Source organism: Enterobacter sp. WP_7_1 (assembly GCF_003688535.1).
Taxonomy (GTDB): Bacteria; Pseudomonadota; Gammaproteobacteria; order Enterobacterales; family Enterobacteriaceae; genus Enterobacter; species Enterobacter asburiae.
On record NZ_REFK01000001.1, the window covers coordinates 1,260,528 to 1,285,069 of the forward strand.

The 24,542-nt window shown below is 55.8% G+C and carries 18 protein-coding genes and 1 pseudogene; 8 read left to right on the plus strand and 11 right to left on the minus strand.

The window, feature by feature from the left end; translation table 11 throughout:
- The first annotated feature begins 25 nt into the window (after nucleotides 1-25).
- Nucleotides 26-2,608 (plus strand): EAL domain-containing protein, encoded by a 2,583-nt coding sequence (locus BJ885_RS06260; protein WP_121931407.1) that lies wholly within the window; start codon nucleotides 26-28, stop codon nucleotides 2,606-2,608.
- Between the two features lie 101 nt (nucleotides 2,609-2,709).
- Here the strand turns inward: BJ885_RS06260 and uspF are convergent, their stop codons facing one another.
- Together uspF and BJ885_RS06270 are read right to left on the minus strand one after the other, a co-directional pair.
- The gene (gene uspF, locus BJ885_RS06265; RefSeq protein WP_029739413.1) at nucleotides 2,710-3,144 is read right to left on the minus strand and encodes a universal stress protein UspF; all 435 of its coding nucleotides are present in this window, start codon (nucleotides 3,142-3,144) and stop codon (nucleotides 2,710-2,712) included.
- Between the two features lie 125 nt (nucleotides 3,145-3,269).
- Nucleotides 3,270-3,560, minus strand: coding sequence for a DUF1330 domain-containing protein (locus BJ885_RS06270; RefSeq protein ID WP_047647886.1), 291 nt, complete (start codon nucleotides 3,558-3,560; stop codon nucleotides 3,270-3,272).
- 67 nt (nucleotides 3,561-3,627) lie between these two features.
- On the opposite strand from BJ885_RS06270, the gene BJ885_RS06275 reads away from it, so the two are divergent.
- Nucleotides 3,628-4,083, plus strand: a complete 456-nt coding sequence (locus tag BJ885_RS06275) for a MarR family winged helix-turn-helix transcriptional regulator (protein WP_233468621.1) — start codon at nucleotides 3,628-3,630, stop codon at nucleotides 4,081-4,083.
- Nucleotides 4,084-4,155: 72 nt separating this feature from the next.
- Here the strand turns inward: BJ885_RS06275 and BJ885_RS06280 are convergent, their stop codons facing one another.
- Nucleotides 4,156-4,827, minus strand: coding sequence for an MgtC family protein (locus tag BJ885_RS06280; RefSeq protein WP_047647885.1), 672 nt, complete (start codon nucleotides 4,825-4,827; stop codon nucleotides 4,156-4,158).
- 457 nt (nucleotides 4,828-5,284) lie between these two features.
- Here BJ885_RS06280 and BJ885_RS06285 point away from each other — a divergent pair, with 457 nt between their 5' ends.
- Nucleotides 5,285-6,493 (plus strand): MFS transporter, encoded by a 1,209-nt coding sequence (locus tag BJ885_RS06285; protein WP_121931408.1) that lies wholly within the window; start codon nucleotides 5,285-5,287, stop codon nucleotides 6,491-6,493.
- A 19-nt stretch (nucleotides 6,494-6,512) separates the two neighbouring features.
- Here BJ885_RS06285 and BJ885_RS06290 read toward each other — a convergent pair whose 3' ends face one another.
- On the minus strand, nucleotides 6,513-7,502 hold the full coding sequence (locus BJ885_RS06290; protein WP_023311563.1) for a 2-hydroxyacid dehydrogenase: 990 nt from the start codon (nucleotides 7,500-7,502) through the stop codon (nucleotides 6,513-6,515).
- Nucleotides 7,503-7,712: 210 nt separating this feature from the next.
- Here BJ885_RS06290 and BJ885_RS06295 point away from each other — a divergent pair, with 210 nt between their 5' ends.
- The 3 genes from BJ885_RS06295 to BJ885_RS06305 are packed head-to-tail and all read left to right on the plus strand — an operon-like array spanning nucleotide 7,713 to nucleotide 10,865.
- Complete coding sequence (locus BJ885_RS06295; RefSeq protein ID WP_121931409.1) at nucleotides 7,713-10,352, plus strand: YdbH family protein; 2,640 nt, start codon at nucleotides 7,713-7,715, stop codon at nucleotides 10,350-10,352.
- The gene (locus BJ885_RS06300; RefSeq protein ID WP_014169918.1) at nucleotides 10,349-10,540 is read left to right on the plus strand and encodes a YnbE family lipoprotein; all 192 of its coding nucleotides are present in this window, start codon (nucleotides 10,349-10,351) and stop codon (nucleotides 10,538-10,540) included. Before BJ885_RS06295 ends, BJ885_RS06300 begins: the two co-directional genes overlap by 4 nt.
- A gap of 7 nt (nucleotides 10,541-10,547) precedes the next feature.
- Nucleotides 10,548-10,865: a YdbL family protein gene (locus BJ885_RS06305; RefSeq protein WP_028017556.1), complete on the plus strand. Its 318-nt coding sequence runs from the start codon at nucleotides 10,548-10,550 to the stop codon at nucleotides 10,863-10,865.
- Here the strand turns inward: BJ885_RS06305 and feaR are convergent, their stop codons facing one another.
- A complete protein-coding gene (gene feaR, locus BJ885_RS06310) occupies nucleotides 10,866-11,774 on the minus strand; it encodes a transcriptional regulator FeaR (protein WP_033145415.1) in 909 nt (302 codons plus the stop codon).
- 241 nt (nucleotides 11,775-12,015) lie between these two features.
- On the opposite strand from feaR, the gene BJ885_RS06315 reads away from it, so the two are divergent.
- On the plus strand, nucleotides 12,016-13,515 hold the full coding sequence (locus tag BJ885_RS06315; protein WP_121931410.1) for an aldehyde dehydrogenase family protein: 1,500 nt from the start codon (nucleotides 12,016-12,018) through the stop codon (nucleotides 13,513-13,515).
- 51 nt (nucleotides 13,516-13,566) lie between these two features.
- Here BJ885_RS06315 and BJ885_RS06320 read toward each other — a convergent pair whose 3' ends face one another.
- Both BJ885_RS06320 and BJ885_RS06325 read right to left on the minus strand, forming a co-directional pair.
- Nucleotides 13,567-14,181 (minus strand): FMN-dependent NADH-azoreductase, encoded by a 615-nt coding sequence (locus BJ885_RS06320; protein WP_121931411.1) that lies wholly within the window; start codon nucleotides 14,179-14,181, stop codon nucleotides 13,567-13,569.
- Nucleotides 14,150-14,941 carry an alpha/beta fold hydrolase gene (locus BJ885_RS06325; RefSeq protein ID WP_121931412.1) on the minus strand — a complete coding sequence of 264 codons (792 nt, stop codon included), beginning with the start codon at nucleotides 14,939-14,941 and terminating at the stop codon, nucleotides 14,150-14,152. Before BJ885_RS06325 ends, BJ885_RS06320 begins: the two co-directional genes overlap by 32 nt.
- Nucleotides 14,942-15,062: 121 nt before the next feature.
- Between BJ885_RS06325 and BJ885_RS06330 the strand changes: the two genes are divergently transcribed.
- On the plus strand, nucleotides 15,063-16,049 hold the full coding sequence (locus BJ885_RS06330; RefSeq protein WP_121931413.1) for a GlxA family transcriptional regulator: 987 nt from the start codon (nucleotides 15,063-15,065) through the stop codon (nucleotides 16,047-16,049).
- 9 nt (nucleotides 16,050-16,058) lie between these two features.
- Here the strand turns inward: BJ885_RS06330 and BJ885_RS06335 are convergent, their stop codons facing one another.
- The 4 genes and pseudogenes from BJ885_RS06335 to paaZ form a co-directional block, all read right to left on the minus strand.
- On the minus strand, nucleotides 16,059-17,165 hold the full coding sequence (locus BJ885_RS06335) for a GGDEF domain-containing protein (RefSeq protein ID WP_121931414.1): 1,107 nt from the start codon (nucleotides 17,163-17,165) through the stop codon (nucleotides 16,059-16,061).
- A gap of 72 nt (nucleotides 17,166-17,237) precedes the next feature.
- Nucleotides 17,238-19,211 (minus strand): alkyl/aryl-sulfatase, encoded by a 1,974-nt coding sequence (locus BJ885_RS06340; RefSeq protein WP_121931415.1) that lies wholly within the window; start codon nucleotides 19,209-19,211, stop codon nucleotides 17,238-17,240.
- Nucleotides 19,212-19,379: 168 nt separating this feature from the next.
- A pseudogene (tynA, locus tag BJ885_RS06345) lies at nucleotides 19,380-21,655 on the minus strand (primary-amine oxidase).
- Between the two features lie 611 nt (nucleotides 21,656-22,266).
- Nucleotides 22,267-24,318: a phenylacetic acid degradation bifunctional protein PaaZ gene (paaZ, locus tag BJ885_RS06350; RefSeq protein WP_121931416.1), complete on the minus strand. Its 2,052-nt coding sequence runs from the start codon at nucleotides 24,316-24,318 to the stop codon at nucleotides 22,267-22,269.
- Nucleotides 24,319-24,542: the final 224 nt, after the last annotated feature.

Here is a 24,542-nt window from a genome sequence, read left to right on the forward strand (position 1 = left end):
GTAGTAGCAGTTAAGAAGGCGAAAGATGACCCTACCTCTGAACAATCCGGGCTTCACCGATACCGAGCCTTCTAAAGGCCTGATAAATAAAACCTTTACCTATATTGTAACGTTGTTGATAAGTATTTTTATTGCGGCAATAATTTCCCTGCTAATAATAAAAGATAATGTGAATGAAATCAGCGACACGCACGATGAATTTTTGTTAAGGAAAGCCCTGGATACTCGCCAGGAAAGCATGCGAAGTCATTTGAAAGACAATGCCGAGTGGGGAGATGCCTACAAACATCTTCATCTGAACACTGACGTTCACTGGGCATGGGATAAGCAGAACCTGGGTAAGTCCCTGTATGACAACTTTGGCTACGAAGGGGTGTTTGTTCTCTCCCCGGAAGGGAGCACGCGATACAGCGTGGTTGACGGGAAACTGAAGCTTCAGGATCTGGAGCGCTGGTTAGATAAATCAACAAAAGACCGTTTACTGCGTGAAACGAGCATCAAAAATGGATCGCCGGTTTCTGTGCTGACGCTTATCGATTCCGTTCCGGCCATTGTTTCTGCGCAATGGATAACGACGGGTGATGATTCGAGCGTACAAACCCTACCCGGAAAACCTTCGACAATGGTGTTTATAGACAAGTTAACGGCTAGAAAACTCCTCACGATTGGGCAGGATGCCGGTATCCAGAACGTTCGTACTTCTCCCGCTACAGTCACTTCTCAAATAAATAATCAGACAGAATTTACCTTAAGCACCCAGAATGGGGATGTGAAAATTATCTGGGACGGTGAAAATCCCGGGCAGGCGTTAATAATTTATTTTTTGCCATTACTCATTCTTTCAGTCGTTCTGACGGTATCGATGACGGTGATATTAATGCGCCATATTATGCACAAGGCGAGAATGCTTGATGAAAATACGTTTCTCCTCGAGCAGGCGCGGTTGAATCTTATTACGAGTGAAAAACGATTCCGGGACGTCAGTGAAACAACCAGCGACTGGTTCTGGGAAACAGATTTATCGTTAAGGATAACGTGGCTATCGGGGCGTTTTTCTACAATAACGGGATATGAAAATAGCAAATGGATAGGCCGCAGGTTGGATGAACTTTTTCCGTCGACAAGCGGATTATCACATGACTGCTCAAGGCAGCGGGACTTAACCGAACGCTTTGAATTTAAAAACTGCCCTTATACTCACGCGCAACAAACCACGTCATATTGCACGCTTCTGGCAAAATTTTCTGCTCAGCCTGATGGAACGGTGGTGTTGCGAGGCGCGGCAACCGACGTCTCTCAGGAAGTTGAAGCAACAAAACGCGTGGAGTTCCTGTCACGCCATGATGAATTAACCGGTCTGCCGAACCGGTATCATATTAAGGAATTTCTGGCTGGCAAGTTAGCGAAAGAAGACCTTAACCATTATCCCTTTGCCATGATTTGCCTTGATTTAGACAAGTTTAAACCCGTCAATGATATTTTCGGGCACTCCACCGGCGATGCTCTGCTTGGTGAGGTCGCTTCACGTCTTAAAAATTGCGTTCGTCGAGGTGACTTTGTCGCACGGCAGGGAGGGGATGAATTTATGCTTCTCCTCGGCAACACCAGCCAGCAAGACCAGATTGAGGAGGTGTGTCGTCGCATCGTGCAAGACCTTAACCGTCCTTTCGCCATTGAGGGCAATGATGTGGCGATAGGCGTAAGCATGGGCATTGCGCTGGCTCCCCGGGATAGCAGCAGCGCAAACGATCTTCTACGCTACGCGGATATTGCGCTGTATCAGGCGAAACAATCCGGCAGAAACCGATGGGTCTATTATCGCCCGGATATGTCGGAAAAGTTGACCGAACGCAGGAAACTGGAATTAGAACTCAAGACCGCAATTCGCGAAGAACAGCTCTACCTGGTTTACCAGCCGCGTTATAACCTCCGGTATTCTACTATTGATGCCGTCGAAGCGCTGGTTCGCTGGCAGCACCCGGCTCGGGGGACCATAATGCCCGATCAGTTTATCCCGCTGGCAGAAGAAACCGGGCTGATTATTAGCCTGAGCAACTGGGTCATACGCAAAGCCTGTGCGGAGACGAAAGATAAATTGCCGGGATTATCGGTCTCCGTCAATATTTCTGCTATCGAATTCCAGGCAAGCGATCTTGCCGAAAGGATAAAAGAGATCCTTCGCGAAACAGGGCTTGAACCCAACCGGCTGGAAATTGAAGTCACTGAAAACGTTACGCTTTCCGATCCTGAAAAAACCTTGCAGACCATGAAGTCTCTCAAAAAAATGGGCGTCCGCATTCTGATTGACGATTTCGGTACCGGCTACGCCTCACTGAGCTATCTGCGGAAGTTTCAGTTTGACGGGCTTAAGCTCGACAAGAGCTTTATTTTTACCCTCGGTGACTCGCCGCAGAACCAGTCAGTCGTGGAGAAAATTATCGACCTGGGGAAAGCCTATTCCATGGCGGTAACCGCAGAAGGGGTGGAGACCGCGGAACAGCTGTCTTTTCTGAAAAAAAATAAATGTGATGAAGTCCAGGGCTACTTGCTTGGAAAACCGGCCGCCATTACGGACTTAAATTTAAACGCCAACAGAGTAAATCTCTAAATCGCGCTTTCACTCAGGGCTGCGTAAATGAAAAACCGGGCATCGCGCCCGGTTTTTGTTATCCGCTATCCGTTCGCATCCACGGGCGTAAACGCCATTTTCTATCTCACGACCAGGACAGGGCATTTCGCATGCCGAACCACTGCCGCAGCGTTCGAACCCAACAGATATGTCGATATGTCAGGTTTGTGGGAAGCGATGATAATCAGGTCGGCATCGATCGTGTCAGCGAGCTTAAGGATTTGATCTTTTGGAGATCCCGTCAAGGCATGAGTCTGTATCTTGTCGGGAGGGATTTTGAATTGCTTAACGATTTCATCCAGCTTCGCTAAGGCCGCGTGCTGGAACTCTTTCAGCTTCGGCATTTCTACCGAATAGGCCAGGCCTAATGATGAATAATACGGAAGCGATGGAATGACAGTAAGAAAGTGAACTTTAGCTGTGTTAAGTGCTGTATGTGCCTGAACGAAGGGGATAACCATGTGCGTCAGGCTATCCTCAGAAATGTCAATTGGAACCAAAATTGAGTTATACATTTGTCCCTCCTGAGTGTTTTTCACACAAATCAGGGTAGACCGTTAATTTCAGGAAAACAGAGAGCAAGCTGTCATAACGAGTACAAATTTCGGTTATGTGATATGCGTACAGTCGAACCTGGCTGTCATTCCGTCGAGACAATGAACATTCTCGCCTCCTGGGCGAGCTGGCGTTCAGCCTTAATCGGCGCATATTTTTCCGAATGATAGAAGGCAAGGGCCTGCTCCAGGGTAGGGAATTCAAAAATGCCCGCATAGGGTAACGGCTCCACTTCCCCTTCCAGGAGCTGTGCGACAGCACCAAAATGAACGATTTTACCTCCTGCCTCTTCTAATGCAGACGTGAAGCGGGGGGCAAGGCTGGCCTGTCTGGCTGGATCAATAACGCGTAAGTTGATATGAACAAAGGCTGGCATAGTCGTTCCTTAACATGGTAAATAATGTATATACAGTATTAACTTTAGCATTGATTGTCGAGATGAAATGATGAACAACATTGATGTTGCGCTGTTGAAGACCATCCCGGAAGTCTGCCCTGGGTTTCAGGCGCGCGCTACCGCAAGGGCTATTACGCGCTATTACAATGCCTGCTTCAGACCGTTTGAGCTGACCGCCGAGCAGTTCAGCCTTTTGGTTGGCATCGGGGGTTCCCCAAATGAAACCGTTGCGGAACTCGCCGCCAGAGCCGGGGTGGATGCGACCACGCTGAGTCGAAATATCCGCAGTCTGGAATCGCGCGGCATTATCGATTCGGCTGGAGGCCGTGGACGTGCAGGGAAACGACTCACGCTGACAGCTGAGGGCTGGCGTCTGCTTGAGGAGCTCATCCCGGTCTGGCAATCCGCTAAGCAAGAATTGTCCCATCTTATGGGCAGCGAGCAGCTCGGCCTGACGACGGAGATGATGAAACGCCTGGCTAAAATCAGCACAGCTTTATGAATATCTCCGCATCACCGTTCGTTTCCGGCTAAACGGCAAAGCCTAAACCGGGCGTAACGCCCGGTTTAGGTTTTATATTGCGTGACAGCTGACGGACGCGATAATTTTATTTCCGCCCATATTACCCATAATCAGATCGAGCAATTTTCGGTATTCCTCCCGGGTCATCACCTCCGCCCGGATTTCAGTTTTACCTTCTGTTTGCGCAGTAGCGGAATAAATCGCTTTCAGACTTAACGTCAACTCTTTCGCCATATCTACGATGCTTTGCCGCACCGCATCTTCATGCTCATCATTGCAGGTGATTTTAAGGACATAGCATTTTTCGCCTTCATGAAGCACGGGCAGTTGATTAATTCGCTGCGCGGCTTCGCGAAGCAATATGTTAGCGCAGAGAATAATTAGGCTGGCCATGCCGGCATTCCAGAACTGGCCTAATCCGCACAGTACGCCAATTCCGGCCGAGCACCACAGCGTTGCGGCGGTATTCAAACCACGAATATTCATTCCTTCACGCATAATGACGCCAGCGCCAAGAAAGCCGATTCCGGAGACAATCTGCGCTGCGATACGCCCCGGGCTATCAGGAGAAGTCGATACCGAACTTAAAATGAATACTGCCGCACCCGTGGCAACCAGTGCATTGGTACGAAGCCCGGCCATACGCTGGCGCCACTGTCTTTCCGCGCCAATAATTGCGCCCAGCAGCATCGCTGCGAGCAGATGAGAGATATAAGGGAACATCAGTCTGTCGCCTGTTAACGTTATTAAATAATAAGCGTCAGTGCTTTGCTAAGCACATCATAACGCCGTTTAAATGCTAAGCGTGTCAGGACAACGGTGGCGGAAAGAGTGAATGAGTAAACATGAACATGCGATGCCCCACAAATTGAGTGGTTCTTACTGTGTCGGGATACAATCGCTTAAAGAGGATTGCTGCCCACCGTTTCAGGTAAGCAGCGAGAAAATCGCGCTAGCTTACCTTCGTATCGACTGTAAAATAACTTTCCAACGAAGGACTCCTGTGAAAATTTATTGCCAGTATAGTCAGGGCCGATAATGAGTAAAGCGAAAAAACAGACTCCGTTATGAATTGTTTAAGTTCGGAAAGCATGTTTTTTAAGACGTCATCTGATTTTCAAAAATACCCGGTATACTACATTTTCTTTTTTACAGGCGATAACAGACAAAGGCAGGCAGTATGTCTCTTCGTTCGCTGCGGGCATTATGCCTGACAAGTTTTTTCATTGCGGATGTCCGCGATGGCCTAGGTCCTTTTCTCGGTATTTTTCTGACCGAACGCCACTGGACCCCTGATGATATCGGCATCCTGATGACGGCAGGTGGGCTGGCGGGATTACTGGCCACGCTGCCGGCGGGATTCATCACCGACACCTCACGCAGCAAGCGTACCGTGCTGGCGCTGGTGTGCCTGCTCATCACTCTTAGCACGCTCCTGCTCTGGTTTAGCCAGCAGAGCGCTGTTGTCGCTGTTTCGCAAATTGTCTCCGGTATCTGTGCGGCGTTTGTCGGTCCGCTGATCGCCGGAATTACCCTGGGGCTGACCGGTCAGGGCGGGTTCAGCGCGCAGATGGGCAAAAATGAGGCGTTCAATCACGGCGGCAACTTTGTTACCGCACTGATTGCGGGCGGCATTGCGTGGTACTGGGGCGTCGGCGGGATTTTCCTTCTGATGACCTGTACCACGCTGTTAACGCTCTGCGCGCTGCTTGCCATTCGCAACGGGGATATTGATAACGACGCGGCGCGCGGGCTGTCCTCTTCCACGAGCCTGCCGGTTCCCGGCTTTGCCATGCTGATTAAAAACAGGGCGCTGTTTGTCACCGGGCTGACGCTGCTGCTCTTTCACCTGGCGAACGCCGCGCTGCTGCCGATGCTGAGCATGAGGGTGGCCGCCGCGCCCGCCTCGATCAACCCCGGTTTGTACGCGGCGGGCACCGTTATCATCTCCCAGGCCGTGATGATCCCCGTCGCCATCTGGGTCGCTAACCGAATAGACCGCTACGGCTACTGGCGCTTAATTATGCTGGCGCTGCTGGTGATGCCGGTGCGCGCGGCGCTGGCGGCGTCGACGGATGCGCCGCTCATGATGATCCCGGTACAAATCCTCGACGGGCTGGCCGCAGGGATCCTGGGCGTGGTGGTACCGTCGTTTATCGTGGTGCTGTTGCGCGGAAGCGGGCACGTCAATGCCGGGCAGAGCGTGGTGATGCTGATGCAGGGGGTTGGGGCATCCATGAGTCCGGCGTTAACCGGCACGATTGCGGGTCATTACTCATTTGCCACGGCATTCAGCGTCCTGAGCGCGATTGCGCTGGTGGCCGTTCTGCTATGGTGGTGCTTTGCGCACCGGACCTGGGAAACAGACAGTACGCCGGGTGGGGTATAGCCGCCACCCGGCGTCACGCTTATGCCAGTTCGTTAGGGCACGCTTCGCCCTTTTCCAGCTGCTGCAGGTTACCCAGCGTGGTTTCTGAAATGCTGATCAGCGCTTCGGCAGTCAGAAACGCCTGGTGTCCGGTAAACAGCACGTTGTGACAGGCAGACAGGCGGCGGAACACGTCGTCCTGGATCACATCATTCGACTTGTCCTCAAAGAACAGATCGCGTTCGTTCTCGTACACATCCATCCCCAGCGCGCCAATTTTTTGGGTTTTCAGCGCTTCGATAGCGGCCTGAGAGTCAACCAGCCCGCCGCGGCTGGTGTTGATGATCATCACGCCATCTTTCATCTGGTCAAACGCGGCCTGGTTAAGCAGATGGTAGTTTTCCGGCGTTAGCGGGCAGTGCAGGGAGATCACGTCAGACTGGGAGAACAGGGTCGGCAGGTCGACGTATTCCACGCCCAGCTCCAGCGCAGCGGCGCTCGGGTACGGATCGAACGCCAGCAGACGCATGCCGAAGCCTTTCAGAATGCGCAGGGCGGCGATGCCGATTTTACCGGTGCCGATCACGCCCGCGGTTTTGCCGTACATGGTAAAGCCGGTCAGCCCCTCCAGCGAGAAGTTGGCGTCACGGGTACGCTGATAAGCGCGGTGAATACGACGGTTGAGCGACATCATCATGCCAATCGCATGCTCCGCGACCGCTTCCGGGGAGTACGCCGGGACGCGCACCACCCTAAGACCCAGCTCTTTGGCCGCGTCGAGGTCCACGTTATTAAAGCCCGCGCAGCGCAGGGCGATATACTTCACGCCCTGTTTTTTCAACTCTTCCAGCACCGGACGACTGCCGTCGTCGTTAACAAAAATACAGACGCCTTCACAGCCGTGCGCCGTTTTGGCGGTTTTTTCGGACAGCAGAAAGTCGAAAAATTCAAGCTCAAACCCGTAAGCCTCGTTAACATGTTGCAGATACTTTTTGTCGTACTGCTTTGTGCTATATACCGCGAGTTTCATAAGACTTTCTCCAGTGATTTTGCATTCACGTTAGCATGATTAAAATTATCTTACAATTTCTAAAATATTATTGAATTCAATAAGTTCTATCAATTATTCTAGAGCATCTATCCTTAAAAATGGCATTCCCTTCAACTGACTGCCTAAACATGCGACAATGATCGGCACTGCCGGCTTAATTCTTTCGCTAAATCAGGATATTAACTGCCCATGAAGGGTAAATACAAAGCCGCTCTTGCGCTTTTACTGCTGTTCATATTGTTGCCGCTGACGCTGCTGATGACGCTCGCCCAGTGGGTACCGACGCTCGCCGGGATCTGGCTGCCCGTCGGAACGCGCATCGCTTTCGAAGAAAGTCCGAAACTGACTCGCCACGCGCTGGTGATCCCCAATCTTCGCTATCTGGTTGAAGACTGCGAAATTGCCCGCATCGATAACGTGACGCTGTCACATCCGAGCCGCTGGAAGCTGGATGTCGGCGCGCTGGATCTTAACTCCATTTGTCTGAGCAAAATCCCCCAGTCTGCGCCTTCAACGGTCGCCCCCAAAACGCTGGCACAGTGGCAGGCGGTATTACCGAATACCTGGATCACGGTTCACCGTCTGACGCTGTCGCCCTGGCAGCAGTGGCAGGGGGAGCTGCATGCGTCGCTGACGCCGTCCAGTCAGGAGATCGCCTATAAAGGCGAGCAGGTCAGCATTAAAGGCACGCTTCGCGGTCAGACGCTCTCGGTCAGCCAGTTCGATGTACAGCTCCCGGACCAGCCGCAGCCGATTAAGCTGGTGGGCGAGTTTACCCTGCCGCTGGTGCCGGATGGCGTGCCGGTGAAAGGCCACGCGGTCGCGACCTTTAACGTGCCACAGTTAACGTCTCTGGTCGATGCCGATCTGGACTGGGAAGACAATCAGGGACAGCTGGTGGTGATGGCGCAGGACAATCCCGATCCGCTGCTTGACCTGCCGTGGCAGGTCACCGCGGAGCAGCTGAACATCAGCGACGGGCGCTGGAACTGGGATCTTTCCGGTATGCCGCTTAGCGGGCGCGTGTCCCTTCGCGCGGACAACTGGCAGCAGGGGCTGGATAAAACCATCCTGACCGGACGGCTGAATGTGCTTACCCAGGGTGATGCGGGGAAAGGCAACGCGGTACTGAACATTGGGCCCGGCAGGCTCAGTATGGAAAACAGCGACATGCCCCTTCATCTGAGCGGCGAGGCGAAGCAAAACGATCTTATTCTTTACGCCAAATTGCCCGCCACGCTGACCGGCAGCCTGTATGAACCGCAGCTGGCCTTTGAGCCTGGCGCGCTGCTCCTCTCGCGCGGGCGCATCATTGACTCACTCGATATCGATGAAATCCGCTGGCCGCTGGCGGGCGTGAAGCTGACGCAGAAGGGCGTGGACGGTCGTTTACAGGCGATTCTGCGCGCCCATGAAAACCAGATGGGCGATTTTGAACTCCACCTCGACGGCCAGGCCAACGACTTTTTACCTGATAACGGCCTGTGGCAGTGGCGCTACTGGGGGAAAGGCGGCTTTACGCCGATGCATGCCCGCTGGGATGTCGCCGGGAAAGGCGAGTGGCGCGACAATCTTATTGAGCTGACGGCGCTCTCCACCGGTTTTGACAAGCTCCAGTACGGCACGATGGAGGTCAGCAAGCCGCGTCTGGTGCTGGATCAACCGGTGCGCTGGCTGCGTGACCCCGAAAAGCCGGCCTTCAGCGGCGCGCTGTCGCTCAACGCCGGGCAAACCCGTTTCTCAGGCGGCAGCGCGTTGCCGCCCTCGGTCCTGACCTTCAGCGTCGACGGTACCGACCCCACCATTTTTCAGTTTAAGGGCGACCTCCATGCGGACAAAATCGGCCCTGTACAGGTGAACGGTCGCTGGGACGGCGTGCGCCTTCGCGGGCAGGCCTGGTGGCCGAAACAGTCGCTCACCGTATTCCAGCCGCTGATCCCGCCGGACTGGAAAATGACGCTGCGCGACGGGGAACTTTACGCGCAGGTCGCCTTCTCGGCGGCGGCCGATCAGGGCTTTGAGGCCGGTGGGCACGGCGTGCTGAAATCCGGCAGCGCCTGGATGCCGGATAACCAGATTAACGGCGTCGATTTTGTGCTGCCGTTCCGCTTCAGCGAGGGAACCTGGTCCCTCGGCACGCGCGGGCCGGTCACCTTGCGCATAGGCGAAGTGGAAAACCTGGTGACCGCACGCAACATTACCGCCGATCTACAGGGAGACTATCCCTGGACTGAGGACAACCCGCTGCTGCTCACCAACGTGAAGGTGGAAACCCTCGGCGGGAAGATCACCATGCAGCAGCTACGGATGCCTCAGCACGATCCGGCCCTGCTGCGCGTGGACAATATCTCCTCCAGCGAGCTGATAAGCGCCGTGAATCCGAAGCAGTTTGCCATGTCAGGGCCGGTGAGCGGGGCGCTGCCGTTCTGGCTGGACAATGAAAAATGGATCATTAAAGATGGCTGGCTGACCAACCCGGGGCCAATGACGCTACGCATCGACAAAGATACGGCCGACGCCATCGTGAAAGATAATATGGTGGCGGGCGCGGCGATTAACTGGCTCCGCTATATGGAAATTTCGCGTTCGTGGACGAGAATCAATTTAGATAATCTGGGTGAATTAACCATGCAGGCGACCATCAAGGGGACCAGCCGGGTGGATGGCAAAAGCAGCTCCGTCAACCTGAACTATACCCATGACGAGAATGTCTTTACCCTCTGGCGCAGCCTGCGCTTTGGGGACAACCTGCAAACCTGGTTTGAGCAACATGCGGCGATACCTGCTCCCCGCAGTTTGACTGGCAAGGAAAGTGAGGAACAACAATGAAAAAGATGGCTGGTGTGCTCACCGTTGCCGTTGCCGCGCTACTGACCGGCTGTACGCCGCGCATTGAAGTCGCTGCGCCAAAGGAGCCGATTACCATCAATATGAATGTCAAAATCGAACATGAAATCCATATTAAGGTCGATAAAGACGTTGAAACCCTGCTGAAATCGCGCAGCGATCTGTTCTGAGGATGCCATGAAACGATTAGCTCTGATTTTACTGGCGCTGGGGATGAACGTGCAGGCGGCTGCGCTGACCTTAAACGATGCCCGGGCGCAGGGGCGCGTGGGGGAAACCCTGAGCGGCTATCTTGCCCCGATTCAACAGGACGCGGAAACGCTGGCGCTGGTCAATCGTATCAATGCGGCGCGCACGGAAAACTATCAGAAGCTGGCTGACAGCAATAATTTGCCGGTCGATGAAGTGGCTAAAATGGCCGGTCAGAAACTCGTTGCCCGCGCGCAGCCGGGCGAATACGTAAAGGGCATTAACGGAAAATGGCTCAAAAAGTAGTTAGCGGTAGCGCCTGCGGTATTCACCCGGCGAGACGCCAAAACGCTGCTTGAACGCCGTTGAAAAATGGCTATGGTCGGTGAACCCCCAGCTGTAGCCAATGCCCGCCAGCTTTTCATCATCACCGGTTGATTGCAGTGCCTGCGCGCAGAGATCCAGACGACGGTTTTTGATGTACTGCGCCACCACCAGGCCCTTCTCGGCAAACATGCGGTAGAGGCTGCGCACGGACATACCGCTCTCGGCGGCAATCCATTCCGGGCGCAGCGATTCAGACTGAATATGGTCGTCAATCAGCGCCACCACATGCTGGAACTGGCGCTCCTTGCGCGGCTGAATGATTTCACGCTGCTGGAATGCGGGGCGCAGCAGGCAGATCATCGCTTCGAGCGCCGCTTCGCTTTCGCGGTCACTCAGGTCGGCATTGCTCATGCTCTCCATCAGCAGGCGATGGCTCAGCTGTACCGTGGGCAAGGTACGGGAAAGGGCGGTCGCGCAGCTTATCTCCTGGAAACGACACTGCTGCTCAATAATCTGACGGGGAACCAGCAGCGAGATCTGACGGGATTTTTCCCGCCAGTTGATCGAGCAGGGACGCGACGCGTCAATCAGCGTAATATCACCGGTTCTGAGCAGCGCGCGACGGTCATCCTGCTCAATTTCCGCGCTGCCTTCGAGCTGGAACACGGTATAGAACCAGGCATCATTACTCTGAGCGATCTCCTGACGGGAGCGGAACAGGTTAACGCCGCCTGCGGTCACGGTGCTGAGCTTCAGGCTGCGCGCATAGCTGGTCTCCAGCTCGCCGAAGAATTTCCCCCCGGTGGGCTGCGCGTTAAAACGCCCGCAAACCTGGTTAATTTGCGCCAGCCACTGCTGATACTGTTCCTGCTCGCTTGCACACGCCATCGCTTCTCTCACTGCACCGTCAACGTTTTCGCATTGTTGCATTTGTGTTGCATTTTGTCAGAGCTATGAGGCTGACTATAGGAAAGAACACTCACCGGTAACAGCGTTATAAGCGGCAATTATCGCGATTTGCGGAGCCTGTCACAGGTGGCAAAGCGAATGTCACAGAGACAAAAGCGAGAATGCAAAACCCCACTTAGACTGGATGGACACCCTGCGAAGAATAACGAAGGAGTATCCTATGTCTGAATCACAGGTGGCCATTCAGCCTGCCGTACAACAATTTTTAGACCGACAGCATGGCCTGTGGATTGAAGGGCGTCAGGCCGCGTCGGACAGTGAAAAACGGCTGAACGTCTTCAACCCGGCCACGGGCGAGGTCATTGCCTCGACTGCCGATGCCAGCGTCGATGACGTTGACCGCGCCGTCATGTCCGGCTGGCGCGCGTTTGTCGCCCGAAGCTGGGCCGGAAAACTGCCGGCGGAGCGCGAGCGGATCCTGCTTCATTTCGCCGATCTGGTCGAACAGCACAGCGAGGAGCTGGCCCAGCTTGAAACGCTGGAGCAGGGCAAATCCATCAACATTTCCCGCATGTTTGAAGTCAGCTGCACTCTGAACTGGATGCGCTATACCGCCGGGCTGACCACCAAAATTTCGGGTAAGACCCTCGACCTTTCCATCCCGCTGCCGCAGGGTGCCCGCTATCAGGCGTGGACGCGTAAAGAGCCCGTTGGCGTGGTGGCCGGGATTGTGCCCTGGAACTTCCCGCTGATGATCGGGATGTGGAAAGTGATGCCTGCGCTGGCCGCGGGCTGCTCTATTGTCATCAAGCCGTCAGAGACCACGCCGCTGACCATGCTGCGCGTGGCGGAGCTGGCAAGCGAAGCGGGCATCCCGGACGGGGTGTTCAACGTGGTGACCGGGAGCGGCGCGGTGTGCGGCGCAGCGCTGACCTCGCATCCGCATATTGCAAAGGTGAGCTTTACCGGCTCAACGGCGACGGGCAAGCAAATCGCCCGCGCGGCGGCGGACACGCTAACCGGGGTGACCCTGGAGCTGGGTGGGAAAAACCCGGCTATCGTACTGAAAGACGCGGACCCGGCGTGGGTAATCGAAGGCCTGATGACCGGCAGCTTCCTGAACCAGGGGCAGGTGTGCGCGGCGAGCTCGCGCATCTATATTGAAGCGCCGCTGTTTGACACGCTGGTCAGCGGGTTTGAGCAGGCGGTGAAATCCCTGAGCGTCGGGCCGGGCATGTCGCCGGAAGCGTTTATCAACCCGCTGGTGTCGCGCGCGCACTGCGACAAGGTGCAGACCTTCCTTGATGAAGCGAAGTCGCGCAACGCGGAGCTGATCGTCGGTAACCGGGGACCGGAAGGCAAAGGCTATTACGTTTCGCCGACGCTGGTGGTGAACCCGGATGCCTCGCTGCGCCTGACCCGAGAAGAGGTGTTTGGCCCGGTGGTCAACCTGGTGCGCGTCGCCGACGGGGAAGAGGCGCTCCAGCTGGCAAACGACAGCGAATATGGACTGACGGCCAGCGTCTGGACGCAGAATATCAGCAAGGCGCTGGAGTATACCGACAGGCTGCAGGCGGGCACCGTCTGGGTGAACAGCCATACGCTGATCGACGCCAACCTGCCGTTCGGCGGCATGAAGCAGTCCGGCACCGGGCGTGACTTTGGCCCGGATTGGCTGGACGGCTGGTGTGAAACCAAGTCGGTTTGCGTGCGGTATTAAAAAACACTGCCGGGTAACGCTGCGGTTACCCGGCAGGCTTTAACCCGGCGGCTATTTTAATGCTGCGGCGATGACCGATGGAATAGCGTCAAACGCCTGCGCAACGCCTTTAGTCCGGATCTCCTCACCGCGCGTCGCCCCTTCCGCACGAATAAATTCCACTCTGTCGATGCCCAGAAAGCCAAAAAATTTCTGCAGGTATCGCTCCTGAAAATCCATGTCTTCGATTGGCGTACCGTGATAGATCCCGCCGCGGGTGGAAACGACGATAATCCTTTTGCCGGTCGCATGCCCCACCGGGCCCGTCGGGGTATAGCTAAAGGTTTTTCCCGGCTGAGCCAGTCGATCTAACCAGGCTTTAAGCTGCGTTGAGACGGAGAAGTTATACATAGGGGCGCCTATCACGATGATGTCGCTATTGAGAAATTCGTTCACAAGCTCCCCGGACAGCTCGTGTTCGCGGACGTCTTCAGCCGTAGCGTCCGCGGCTATCCGCGGCGGCCGGAAGCCTGCAGCAACGGCGCCGGTGAGATGGGCGATGGGGGTTTTAACAACGTCGCGATAAACCACCTTATCTGACGCGAGCTGGCGAACCACCTCTGCCGTCAGCTGACGTGAAAGTGAGAACTCGCCGTTAATGCTTGAATCTATATGCAGGATATTCATTTTTTGTTTCCTTTGCGTCGGTCTGGGTTGCTTGTTCGATAAACTGGCTGACGGCGTCCGGGTGGGAAATCATCGACATATGGCTGCTCTTAATACGCAGGACGGTGGCGTTCATGGCGCCGGCAAGCTGCTGCTGGACGCCGGGAGAAAGGGCGCGATCGACTTCGGTTATCAGATACCATGAGGGTTTTTCGCGCCAGGCGGCATGTTCGACCTTCTCGCTAAAGGCGTTTGCCGCGATGGGCTGCTGCGTTGCCGTCAGCAGCTTTACGCGTTTAAGAGGCAGGTCATTGGCCATCGTGCGCTGATAGGCATCGGGATCGTCCAGCCAGATCAGCCCTTTTTTATCCGGGCGCATGTCGGCCATCGGGGCGTTAAGGCGGGTAAGAAGAGAGGTGACCGATTCACCGCTGTCGGGGGCAAGGGCGGAGAGAAAAACCAGCTTTTTCACCTTCGGGTTATTGCCTGCCTGGGCGATGACCGCGCCAGCCCAGGAGTGACCGACAAGGACCACGTCCCCTTGCTGACGGTCAATGACACGCTCCGTGGCGGCGACGTCATCTTTCAGCGAGGTCAGAGGGTTCTGCACCGCCGTGACGTGGTAGCCCCGGGTCTGCAAACGGTCTATCACTTCCTGCCAGACGGAACCATCGGTAAAGGCACCGTGAACGAGGATGATGTTATTAATCCGCGCCTGTACAGGCTGGGATGCAGCCATGCAAAGCAAAGAAAGAAGAACGGGCAAGCGTGTCGGTTTCATAGGCGTGACGTAATTTCCTGAGAGACGTTGAAGCACAGTGTAACGAGAGGCACAAAGAGGTTTGAAGTGTCTGAAATGACGGTTAACATACGAAATCAGACATTCTGCTCAGGCCTGAATCATGAGAATTGGCATTTTAGCGTTACCCGGAAGTATGAAATCCGCCGTGGCCGGGCTCTGCGACATGTTCTGGCTCGCTAACGAGGTGATTGCCCAGCAGCCGGACCGCGAGGGCATATCACCATTTGAAGCGGTCATCATCACGGCGGAAGGAAAGCCGGTCCCGGACGCGCAGGGTCGGCCGATCGAGGCCGATGGGAGCTTTGTCACCGGGGGAACCTTCGACCTCGTGATTGCCTGCGGGATGAAGCTTGACGAGCAGAAACGCCCGGTCTCGCTGGCGGCGGTCCACGAGGCTGGCGCATGGCTGCGCGACCAGTATGATAAAGGCGCGATGCTTGCGGGAGCCTGTGCCGGTGGGCTGGTTCTCGCCGAGGCGGGTGTACTCAATGGCCGGGCATGCACGACGACATGGTGGCTTTACCATACTTTCCGCCAGCGTTATCCGCTCAGCAAACCCGTCTGGGGGAAAGCGCTGGTGCAGGACGCGCGGGTTATCACATCCGGCGGTCCGCTCTCGTGGGTTGACCTGGCGCTGCATATCATCCGTCTGCACGCGGGGCAGACGCTGGCGCGTCTGACGGCCGATATGGCCGTGGCTGACAGCCAGCCGTTGTCGCAGCAGGTTTACGCGCCAGCAGGTTTTTTAAATTCAGTACATCCGATGATAATGAAGGCGGAACATCTCGTCCGATATGAAAATCCGGCGATTACCGTAGAGCAGCTTGCCCGGGCGCTGAATATGACCACTCGAACCCTTCACCGAAAAATTGCGGAGGAGATGAATGAAAGCCCTAAAAACTTTTTGACGCGCATGCGCGTTGAAAAGGCGATGCGTCTCCTGGAACAGCCGGGGTACGTCATCGCGCAGATTGCTGGCGCTTGCGGTTACGCTGACGACACGGCATTCAGGCGCGCATTCACTAGCGTGACGGGAATGTCGCCCGGCCAGTACCGCAGGTGGATCGCCGGGCGTCATGCGGAATAGCCGCCGTTCTCAGCGGCATACTCGATCCCGCCCGGCCTCCTTCGCCCGATACAGCGCCGCATCGGCGCGGGCGATGATCTCTGTGCCCGCTAACCCTTCCGCCATGCTCGCAATCCCCATGCTCGCGGTGACATGGTCGCTAACGGTTGAGGCGCTGTGCGGTATGGACTCCGCGCGCAGGCCGTCCTGAATGCGTAAGGCCACCTTTTCAGCGATGTTTTCCGGACAGTTAAACAGGATCACCACAAACTCTTCACCGCCGTAGCGTGACACCACATCGTCAGGCGTGCGCACCGACTGCTTCAGCACCCGCGCCACGCGCGTCAGGCAGTCGTCACCCGCCTGGTGCCCGTAGGTGTCGTTGTAGCGTTTGAAATAGTCGATATCCAGCATAATCACCGAGAAGATTTTTTTCTGCTCAACCGCGTTCTCCAGCACCACTTCCATTTTCCGGCGATTGGCGGTTTTGGTTAACGGATCCTGATGCGCCAGCGCATCCAGTCTGGAGATCAGCAGCTGATTTTGCTGGTTACGTCGCCAGGCCTCGTCAAACCAGCTTAGCAGGATGAAACGCCCGCAGATCAGGATCAGCGTAAAGACGCTCCAGATAACAAAAAAGTGAAGGTTGAGGCCATCGTTCCGTATCCAGCTTGCTACCGGCAGGGTGATCCAGAGCGGGAGCACAAAGGCGAGTAGCCCTTCAGGATAAAAATAGAGCGCCGTTAAGCCGGCGAGTAATAAAATAACGCACAGCGGCCAGACGTGCGGGAGCTGCAGCTGGGTGATAAACCAGAAGCAGGAGACCGACCAGATGGCGCTGCAGATAAACAGCACCACGCTGATGCCGGCGATGCGTCGCCAGGCCATGAGGATCAGCGCAGCGGAGAGGATGATAATGCCGAGCATGGAGGCATCGACTATTCTCGTCAGCTGCGGCGAGTGGGGATAAAGGGGATCGCTGGTATTAAGCAGGACGTGGCGAAGCAGGATCATCACCGCGAAGCTGATATTCACGAAGGCCAGCCACGGCAGGTTCATCGCCAGCCCGTGCATGACCATAGCATGGCGCGTTGGCCAGGTTGCCCGTTCAAGTGTCGGTTTTTTTCTTTTTTCCATTGACGCTTTTACCCTGTCTGGCTAACACGTGAAGCAGGAAAGGGCGGACGAACCGCCCTTTTGCGTGCACCGTTACGGTGTCACAATGTTAAACCAGAAATCAAACTTGTCCATATAGCTAAGCATGGCATCAAGTTTCGCGCTGTCGCCAGTAATTTTAATATTTCCGCTGTCCTGAGCCTGTTTTAGCGTTACCTCCTTGAGGATGATTTTATTCAGGGTGTCACGGTTAAGCGTCAGCGTCGCGTCCGCATCTTTTGCTTCTGCGTTCGCCGTGTGGTTCAGCACGCCGTTTTCCAGCTCGAGTTTGTACTTCCCGCCATCGCTGCCCAGATCGATGTTAAACACAGACTTGGCGTCACCCGCTTTTTGTCCGTTGATATGGACAGCCAGATAGTCAAAGAACATCTCCGGCGTCATCGCGCGCACCGTATCCGGGCTGGCGGTGTTCGGCGTTGGCCCTTTCACCACGCCGTTACGCAGCTCCTGCGCGCCGGTCAGGTAGAAGTTACGCCACGGCCCGGATTCAGCCTGATAGCCAAGCTGTTCCAGCGCATCCGCTTCCAGGTTGCGTGCCGCCTGGTTGTTTGGATCGGCAAAGACAACTTTGCTCACCACCTGCGCCACCCAGCGGTAGTTCCCCTGGTCGAAGTCGGTTTTCGCCTTGTTCAGGATGGCATCCGCGCCGCCCATATACTCCACGAATTTCTTCGCGCCTTCTTCTGGCGGCAGTTCATCCAGCGTTGCCGGGTTGCCGTCAAACCAGCCCAGATACAGCACATAGGTGGCTTTCACGTCATGGCTCACCGAACCGTAATATCCGCGGTTAGCCCAGGTATGCGCCAGTGAATCCGGGAGCTTAAAGTTAGCGGCGATTTCGTCGCGCGTCAGCCCTTCGTTCGCCATACGCAGCGTCTGGTCGTTGATGTAACGATAGAGATCGCGCTGGCTTTTCAGCAGCTTGACGACGTTTTCGTTGCCCCAGGTCGGCCAGTGGTGCTGCGCCATGATGATTTCAGCTTTGTCACCCCAGCGCACAATCGCCTGGTTGATGTACTTCGACCACGGCAGCGGCTCGCGAATTTTGGCCCCGCGCAGCGAGTAGGTGTTGTGCAGGGTATGGGTCAGGTCCTCAGCGGATTCAATCAGTTTTTTCTCTTCGATATACCAGAGCATTTCCGATGGCGCTTCGGATCCCGGTGCGAGCATAAAATCATAGGTCAGGCCGTCGATAACCTCTTTCTGCCCGTCTTTCTCAATGATGTTAGTCGGGGCAATCAGCGTGACCGTCCCGGCGGAGGTCGTTGTTCCAAGACCGGCGCCCACCTGACCTTTGGCATCGGGCTTCAGCAGGTTGCCATACATATAGCTGGCGCGGCGGCTCATCACGTTTCCCGCCATGATATTCTCGGCAACGGCCGCTTCCATAAACCCGGCTGGCGCGTAGACCTTCACTTTACCGGACTTCACGTCGGCTTCATCCACCACGCCGCGCACGCCGCCATAGTGGTCAACGTGGCTGTGGGTATAAATAATGGCGACGACAGGCTTCTTGCCGCGATTTTTAAAATAGAGATCCATCCCGACCTTCGCCGTTTCTGCCGACACCAGCGGGTCAACCACGGTAATACCTTCTTTCCCTTCAATGATGGTCATATTTGACAGGTCAAGATTTCGGATCTGATATACGCCGTCGGTGACTTCAAACAGGCCGCTAATATTAATCAGCTGAGATTGACGCCATAAGCTGGGATTAACGGAGTCCGGTGCTTTATCGCCTTCTTTAATAAACGAATATTGCTGTGGATCCCAGATGATATTCCCTTGTTCCCCTTTGATAATTTCCTGAGGAATCGGTGCAATAAAGCCTTTGTGGGCGTTCGTAAAATCGGTGTTGTCGGAGAAAGGCAGCTGATTAAAGAGGGCGTTATTGGCTTGTTGCGTTGCTGCCGTGGCATCCTTCGGGGCTTCTGCGGCATACGCGGAACTGACGGAAATAACAAGTCCAGCCAGAGCAAGACTCCTGACGATCAAATTGAATTTCATCCTAAACCTCTCAGTGATGTATTACGTCGCTTGTGGAAAATTCGCGTCCTGGCTGAAAGTGGTTCAAGAAATGCAATGGAAATAAATGAGGTAGAAATAACTATAATCGGGGAGTGGTATTCAGCAAGTAAATGGATGAAAAACCGGGCATTGCGCCCGGTACGTTATTTATTTCTGTTCGTCTTTCTTCTTCCCGAGCGTTGGCGTCTCGTCGAAGAAGTTCCACGGTTTAAGCAGGGTATGTACCCATTCCGTCGGCATAATCGGCCACTCCTCCGCGCGGGCGACGTGGGTGGTGCCGGTGGTCATCCAGACCACGTCATCCTGATCGTTGAGCGACTCGTTATCCTTGCTGTACTGTCCGAGGCCCGTGTCGTGTACGGAGCGGTTCGGGAATTTCCCTTCAGGGTAGAGCTCATCCGGGTGGTAACGAGTCACCCACAGCTGTTTGTCCATAAAGCTGAGTCGATGGTAGATCCACTCGTCCGGGGCAAATTTCGCGCCGGTCGCCACCGGGTGCGTACCGCCCGCGTAAGGGATAATCTGGTATGAGACCGGGTTGCCCATGCGGTTCTCTTTACTGGTGTTGCTCAGCAGTCGAATGGTGCCCGGGTCGAACTTCTGCGCCGCCTGCTGCTCGGTATCAATATCGTACTGATTGATCTGCATGGTGCTGGTGCGCGGGCCCCCGGCGGTATTCGGCTTCACTTCCGGATCCATCGCCACCAGCTTGTTGTTGATGCCGTCCACGTCCATATCAAGACGGAAGTTGTAGATGTGCTGGTGGGTGGTGCCCACGATGTTATGGTCGATCAGCGTGCCGTATTTGGTGTCGTCTTTTGCGGTGGCGTCGTGCATGGTTTTCGCCTGAACGCCTTTCACCGCTTCGATACCCGTCGCGCCAGCATCAATGCCGATGGTGCCATTTTCATGAAACACCCAGTCGAAGATGTAATCGTAGTTGCCCACGGTACTCACCCAGCGCACCACCAGCTCGCGGCGCTCGGTGCTGACGTTTGGCTGACCCATCTCCTGATGTTTGTATTCCGGCCCCGCGTAGCGTTCGAAAATGGCGATCGCGCGCGGGATCTCCATCGGCGCGCCGGTGTAATCCGGGATAGTTTCATTGAGCATCACGGCGTTGGACGGCACGTCTTTACCGCGTACCAGCGGTGAGGTCAGGGTGCCCATGCCGTAGTCGCCGGAGTCGAGATAGGCTTTAAAGTACCAGCCCACGTCCGGATCGCCGTAAGGGACGATCATGCCGCCGAGCGATCCTTGATACATAATCTGGCGCTTTTTGCCGTTGTCGTTATACGTGACGGTTGAAATCATCGGGCCGACGCGGGAGTCCAGGCTCAGGTGGAAATCCCAGTTCTGCCAGTGCACCATATCGCCGGTGATGGTGTAGTTCTTGCCTTCCGGCTCGGTGATGTTGAGCGGTTTTTTCGGCGTCTCAACGCGGTCGCGGCCATCATAGGGACGCGGGGTCATGGGAACCGGAACAACGGCGCCTTCTTCAATCTTCTGGATCTTTTTCTGTTCAAGATCGACCACGGCCACCAGGTTTTCAATCGGGTGCGCCCAGTAGTTGCCGTCGCCCACGTCCAGATAGCTCACCACCTTCAGCAGGCGATCTTCCTGCTTCAGGCCGTCTTTACCGTCGAAGTAGCCGACGGTCAGCGGCGTGGTAATCACTTTTTTCGGGTCGGTGATGCCGTGTTTTTTAAGCACCTCGGCGAACTCGGTACTTTCGTTAATGATCTGCTGAACCGCGGTGAAATCATCCAGCAGCACCATGCCGTGCGCGTCTTTCACCGGTTCCCAACGCAGGATTTTTTTATCCTTCAGGTCCACCACGCTTTCGATAACGTGCTTGCCATCGAGCATGACGATCTTCGCCTGGCGAGGGGCATCCACTGCCGTACCGTTAAGCACAAAGTCCCACACTTTGGCTTTCTCGGGCTCTGCCAGGGCGATCTGGGTAAAGCGGGTATTAGGTTTAAAGTCCGCCGAGGCTTTCACAATCTCAACGGCCTGCTTAATTTCGTCCGCCGTTAGCGCGTTTAACGGGTGAGGGCGTTTTTCTACCTGGAAGGTCTGGTCAAGACCGTCTGGAAAACATCGTTGATAAAGGTATCGGAAATAAAGGCTTTCTTGCCTTTCATCACCACCGGCACCTCAAGCCTGAGGGTTTTACCGTTGACGATGGCGGTTTTTGCGCCCGGTTTAACCTTCACAAAGGCACCGTCTTTTGCAATGGTGAACATCTGTGCGTAATCATCCCACTGAACGTCCGCGCCAAAGTCCTGCAGCGTTTTGTCCATCGGGACCATATGCGCCTCGCTGCCGTGGGCGAAAACAGGGGATTGCCAGGCGCAACACAGCGCAACGGCCATGGCCAGCGCCGTTCTACGGGCAGAAAAAGAAGAATTGCTTCCCATCGTAGACCTCATCTTGTTGTGTTTATTGTGTTGTGACAGCCTTATCCTGACAGGCGCCTGAGAAAAGCGTTTGCCTGCATCTGCCAGATTATTTGTCAGTCTTGCCAGGTTAAAAAAAGAGCGGGGATAAATCACATGCTGGGCCATTTACTCTCCCCATTGTGGCTGAGGGAACCCCACAAATGATGTCAGCACAGGCGACCCCCTCTCCCTTGAGGGAGAGGGCTGGGGTGAGGGGGAACATACGGCTGTGGTGGTCATTCCGTTCACTTTATGTTCCTTGCTACTCTGTAACGACATGACCGGTGAACGTGCCAGGGTGGCTCAGTCGCCACCACCCTGGCGACCCGGGCTCCCGGCGGTAAATCGCCGCTTCGCGGTCCCTTCGGCGTATTCCTTCCGGCTTATCGGGGACGGGCGGAGGTAACATCCCTGTAAAGCCCGCCCTCTCGGCGCATCCCTGCGCCTCGCCCCGGCCGGAAGGCAAACGCCTCAGCGATTTACAGCCGGACCAGAGCATCGCTGAACGCCTTCAATCGTTCTGAAACAACGTTATTGCTTCTGCTCGCACATTATTTGAGAGCGCTCAGCCATTGCGGAGAGGATTAGGATCAGGGCACTTCGCTGAAATCACCCCGCTGACGCGCCACCAGCGTCAGAATGGAGTAGAGGGCCACGGCCTGCTGGTGCTGGTTGAAGATCTCAACCGCCCATTCCACCACGCCGGTTGGTTTTTCCTCGGCGGTACGCTGTTTCTTCAGCGTTTTACGTTTGCAGGTCAGACGCACCTGAATGGTATCGCCCGGCTTAACCGGCTCGATAAAGCGCAGGTTTTCCATGCCGTAGTTGGCAATAACCGGCCCGACGCCCGCATCAACAAACAGTCCCGCGGCGGCGGAGATCAGGAAGTAGCCGTGCACCACGCGCTCGCCGAAGATCGACTCTGCCGCGCCGATCTTGTCCATATGGGCGTAGAAGTGGTCCCCGCTCAGGCAGGCAAAGTTCACAATGTCCGCTTCCGTGAGGGTGCGGCGCGGCGTCAGCAGGCTATCGCCCGGCTGCAGCTCCTCAAAGTATTTGCGGAACGGATGCACGCGATCTTCCTGCACCGTTGCGCCACGCACCCACTGTTTGCCAATGGCGGCCAGCATCGTCGGGCTGCCCTGAATCGCGGTGCGCTGCAGGTAGTGCTTCACCGCGCGCAGGCCGCCCAGCTCTTCGCCGCCGCCCGCGCGGCCCGGGCCGCCGTGCACCAGCTGAGGAAGCGGTGAGCCGTGGCCGGTAGACTCTTTTGATGATTCCTCGTTAAGGATTTGAATACGCCCGTGGGCGCGCGCCGCACCGGCAATAAACTGGCGGGCAATGCCCAGGTCTGCGGTGACCAGCGTACCCGCCAGGCTGCCGCCGCCCGCGCGGGCAAGCTGCATCGCGTGGCGTGCGTTGCGATACGGCATCAGCGTTGCCACCGGGCCGAAGGCTTCGGTAGAGTGGACGGCCGGGCTTTCGTCCGGCTGCGGGCAGAACAGCAGGGTCGGCGGGAAGAATGCGCCCGCGGCCTGCAGATCCGCTTTGCCACCCAGACGGATCTGGCAGCCTGCAGCGATCAGCTGATCCACTTTCTCCTGCACGTCCGCGCGCTGTTCGGCGTTGACCAGCGCACCCATCTTCACCCCTTCCTGCGCCGGGTCGCCCACCACCACTTTTTCAAGGCGGGCAATCAGCGCCTGGCTCACGGCGTCAATCTGGTTTTGCGGGACGATAATCCGGCGAATGGCCGTACATTTTTGCCCGGCCTTAGCGGTCATCTCGCGGACCACTTCCCGGACGAACAGCGCAAACTCCGGCTGGTCTGGCGTAACGTCTTCCCCCAGCACGCAGCAGTTCAGGGAGTCGGCCTCCATGGTGAACGGAATCGAATTCGCCACGATATTCGGGTGCACGCGCAGGCTTTGCCCTGTACTGGCGGAGCCGGTAAAGGTCACGACGTCCTGGCTGTCGAGCTGGTCGAGCAGATCCCCCGCGCCGCCGCAGATCAGGCTGATGGCGCCGTCCGGCACCAGCCCGCTCTCCACGATAGATTTCACCATCGCCTGCGTCACCTGCGCGGTCGCGGTAGCGGGTTTGATGATGGCGGGCATCCCGGCAAGCCAGGTCGGCGCCAGCTTTTCCAGCATCCCCCAGCAGGGGAAGTTAAAGGCGTTGATGTGCATCGCCACCCCGGATTTGGAGGTGAGGACGTGGCGCGCAGCAAAGCCGCCTTCTTTCGACAGCGGGATTAACTCGTCTTCCGGCCAAAGGGTGTCATCCGGCAGCTCGCGGCTGCCCAGGCTGGCGTAAGTGAAGAGGGTGCCGATGCCGCCTTCAATATCCACCCAGCTGTCCGCCTTCGTCGCGCCCGTCTGGGCCGACAGGGCATAAAACGTCTCTTTCTCGCTAAGCAGGTGCTTTGCCACCGCCTTCAGCATGGCCGCACGTTCGATAAAGGTCATCTCGTGAAGCGCTTCGCCGCCGCGCTCAATCGCATAGCGACGGGCGGCCGCCATGTCCAGCCCTTCGCTGGTCACGCTCCACAGCGCTTCGCCACTGATGGCGTGATGAATAGTGCGTTCGCGGCCCCGGCCAGACTGCCAGGTACCGGACACGAAGCTGGCTAACTGCTGCATCGCTTATCTCCAAATGTTACGTAATTTACTCATTAATAGTTTAATCATGAATCATAAAAATCAAGCTGAGTTTTAATGAATTGTTAACATTGTGATCCGGTCTGATGAATTGCAGCGCGCAAAGCGGCTGTTCAGAGGGCGTGTAGCAAAAGCCTTGCGAGCAACATCACAAAACCAGGAAACAATTCTTGGGGTTATATTTAACCTTTGTGTAACTTTTAAAA

What these genes read in the sequence shown, in the direction of transcription:
- BJ885_RS06260 (WP_121931407.1), top strand. Translation starts at nt 26, where the DNA reads ATGACCCTACCTCTGAACAATCCGGGCTTCACCGATACCGAGCCTTCT.
- uspF (WP_029739413.1), bottom strand. Translation starts at nt 3,144, where the DNA reads ATGTATAACTCAATTTTGGTTCCAATTGACATTTCTGAGGATAGCCTG.
- BJ885_RS06270 (WP_047647886.1), bottom strand. Translation starts at nt 3,560, where the DNA reads ATGCCAGCCTTTGTTCATATCAACTTACGCGTTATTGATCCAGCCAGA.
- BJ885_RS06275 (WP_233468621.1), top strand. Translation starts at nt 3,628, where the DNA reads ATGATGAACAACATTGATGTTGCGCTGTTGAAGACCATCCCGGAAGTC.
- BJ885_RS06280 (WP_047647885.1), bottom strand. Translation starts at nt 4,827, where the DNA reads ATGTTCCCTTATATCTCTCATCTGCTCGCAGCGATGCTGCTGGGCGCA.
- BJ885_RS06285 (WP_121931408.1), top strand. Translation starts at nt 5,285, where the DNA reads ATGTCTCTTCGTTCGCTGCGGGCATTATGCCTGACAAGTTTTTTCATT.
- BJ885_RS06290 (WP_023311563.1), bottom strand. Translation starts at nt 7,502, where the DNA reads ATGAAACTCGCGGTATATAGCACAAAGCAGTACGACAAAAAGTATCTG.
- BJ885_RS06295 (WP_121931409.1), top strand. Translation starts at nt 7,713, where the DNA reads ATGAAGGGTAAATACAAAGCCGCTCTTGCGCTTTTACTGCTGTTCATA.
- BJ885_RS06300 (WP_014169918.1), top strand. Translation starts at nt 10,349, where the DNA reads ATGAAAAAGATGGCTGGTGTGCTCACCGTTGCCGTTGCCGCGCTACTG.
- BJ885_RS06305 (WP_028017556.1), top strand. Translation starts at nt 10,548, where the DNA reads ATGAAACGATTAGCTCTGATTTTACTGGCGCTGGGGATGAACGTGCAG.
- feaR (WP_033145415.1), bottom strand. Translation starts at nt 11,774, where the DNA reads ATGGCGTGTGCAAGCGAGCAGGAACAGTATCAGCAGTGGCTGGCGCAA.
- BJ885_RS06315 (WP_121931410.1), top strand. Translation starts at nt 12,016, where the DNA reads ATGTCTGAATCACAGGTGGCCATTCAGCCTGCCGTACAACAATTTTTA.
- BJ885_RS06320 (WP_121931411.1), bottom strand. Translation starts at nt 14,181, where the DNA reads ATGAATATCCTGCATATAGATTCAAGCATTAACGGCGAGTTCTCACTT.
- BJ885_RS06325 (WP_121931412.1), bottom strand. Translation starts at nt 14,941, where the DNA reads ATGAAACCGACACGCTTGCCCGTTCTTCTTTCTTTGCTTTGCATGGCT.
- BJ885_RS06330 (WP_121931413.1), top strand. Translation starts at nt 15,063, where the DNA reads ATGAGAATTGGCATTTTAGCGTTACCCGGAAGTATGAAATCCGCCGTG.
- BJ885_RS06335 (WP_121931414.1), bottom strand. Translation starts at nt 17,165, where the DNA reads ATGGAAAAAAGAAAAAAACCGACACTTGAACGGGCAACCTGGCCAACG.
- BJ885_RS06340 (WP_121931415.1), bottom strand. Translation starts at nt 19,211, where the DNA reads ATGAAATTCAATTTGATCGTCAGGAGTCTTGCTCTGGCTGGACTTGTT.
- paaZ (WP_121931416.1), bottom strand. Translation starts at nt 24,318, where the DNA reads ATGCAGCAGTTAGCCAGCTTCGTGTCCGGTACCTGGCAGTCTGGCCGG.